A 2,126-nucleotide genomic window follows, 5' to 3' on the forward strand; every position below is an offset into this window, starting at 1 on the left:
TCGGCTTCATAGGCTGTACCCAGCTCATAACTGACCGCAGTTTCCGGCTTCAGGTCCGGGTTGCCAATCACCTGGCAGGCGCCACGGCAGGCGGTGGTGGAGAAACCTTCACTGGACTGGGCCAGGGTCGGTGCCTTGAACGCCTTGCCGATACCCCCCTTGAGCACCCACTCATCGGTCAGGGTATAGAGGGCGTAGGCGCGCGGGCTGAACTCGTTGCCATAGGTTTCGTGGTGGTCGAGGCGGCCGCTCAGGGTCAGGGCCAGATCGCCGAAGCCAAATTCGTCTTGCAGGTAGATCGCGCTCTGGCTGGCGCTGACGCTGCCGTTGGTGATGTTGCGGCTGTGCTCCAGCTCGGTATCACGGAACTCGGCGCCCGAGGTGAGCAGGTGATCGCCCAGGTAGCCGCTGACCTGACCATCGACAGTGTGGTTGGTCTGGGTGACATCGGAGGCGCCGCCATTGAGCTGAGAATCATCCATCAGATCGGTCTGCTCGAAGTAGTAGCGGACCCTGCTGTCGAAATGCTGCCAGCGGCCATTGTGGGTCAGCCCCAGGCTGAGGCGGTCGAGCTCCTGCACGTTGTGCGGGGTGGCCGGTGCAGTCGGGGCGCGCGGCACGTTGTTGAAGTAGCTGTCCATGTCGTTCTGGTTGTAGCCCAGATCGAAATCGATGTCCTGATTGTCGCTGACCAGCCACTTCAGGCTGGAGAGCACATTGACCACTTCACGTTTTTCCAGGGCATCGGCATCCGGGTTGTTGGACTGCTCGCTCTTCCAGTTGTCACGCTGATAACCTTCGACCACCACGCTGCCGAGCAGCTTATTGTCGATGAGGGCGCCGGATACGAAGGCGCTGCCCTGGTTGGCATCACCACCCTGACCCTTGGTGGGCATGGTGCGGGTGTAACCGACTGCGGCTTCGGTCTGCTCCTTGGCCTGGCGCAGGATCACGTTGACCACGCCCCCCAGGGCATCGGCCCCGTACAGGGAGGAGACGGGACCACGGATCACCTCGATGCGCTCGATGGCGGCCATGGGGATGGAGCTCAAGTCGAAGTCGTTGCCAAAGGCGCTGCCCAGGGTCTCGCGGGCGTTGACCCGCTTGCCGTTGACCAGCAGCAGGGTGTAGTCGCCGCCCATGCCGCGGATCTTGATCTCGTTGCGGCCCGTGGGGTTGGTGCCGATGATGTTGACACCCGGCACATGCTTGAGGGCATCGCCGATGTTGTTGACGTTCATCTTGTCCAGATCGGCGCGGGTCACCACGGAGACGCTGGCCGGGGCACTCAGCTCGGTGTGCTTGGTCTGGGTGGCGGTGACCACTATGGTCTCGTTGGCTTTGGCTGGCTCAGTCTGGGCCAAGGCGGGCATTGCCAGCAGGCCGGAGGCCGATCAGGCTGGTTTGCAGCGGGTTCAAGGGAAAGCCGGGGGTGAACTGCATGGTCAAAACTCCATTTAAACGTATTTATTGTTGAGAAAAAACAGCTTGTTAGGCTCACTAACTTCCCTGTCTGACCTGTTTGTCAGACCTATTATTGTTATGTGAATTTTTCAGTGCCTTGAGCAGCAGTACCACGCCGAGACAAGCCAGCAGGGTGCAGACGATATTGAGCCAGGCCAGGGTGTCGAAGCCCAGCAGACGGGCCTGTTCATCCGATTGCAGATAGCGGGCCGATCCCAGGCTGGCGAGCCCGGCGGCAATATTGGTGACGGTTCCCTGGAATGACATGAAGGCGGCGCGTTGCTGGGGGGCAGGAATGGCCGCAGTGATGGCGAGCGTGGTGCTGGATCGGGCCGAGCTCAGGGCCATGAAGAGGGTGAACAGCAGATAGATGGGCAGCCCCTGGGGCTGGGCGAAGCCAGCGAAGGTGACCAGGGCGAGCAGCGAGCTGGTGATGAGGATGGCACCCTGGGCGCGGCCGCGATCAATCCAGACACCGCACAGGCGCATGGTCGCCATGCTGGCCAGGCCACCGCACAGATAAAGGGTGGCTATCTGCTCCCGGGGGAAATCGAGGTTGAACTGGAAATAGTTGGCAAAGTGCGGGATCAGCAGGAAGTGGCCGGCCATCTGCAGGGCGAGTACGGCGAGCGCTCCCTGGCAGAGGGAGGAGCCTAACAGAT

Annotated in this window: 1 protein-coding gene and 1 pseudogene; both read right to left on the reverse strand. The window is 61.6% G+C overall.

Features of this window, described 5'->3' with window-relative positions:
- Window positions 1–1,443, reverse strand: a pseudogene (locus tag G113_RS19880) (TonB-dependent receptor domain-containing protein); the annotation flags it as partial.
- A 57-nt stretch (window positions 1,444–1,500) separates the two neighbouring features.
- Window positions 1,501–2,126 (reverse strand): MFS transporter (locus G113_RS19885; RefSeq protein WP_040319435.1); only part of this gene is annotated, 626 nt, incomplete at its 5' end.

Source organism: Aeromonas molluscorum 848 (assembly GCF_000388115.1).
GTDB lineage: Bacteria > Pseudomonadota > Gammaproteobacteria > Enterobacterales > Aeromonadaceae > Aeromonas > Aeromonas molluscorum.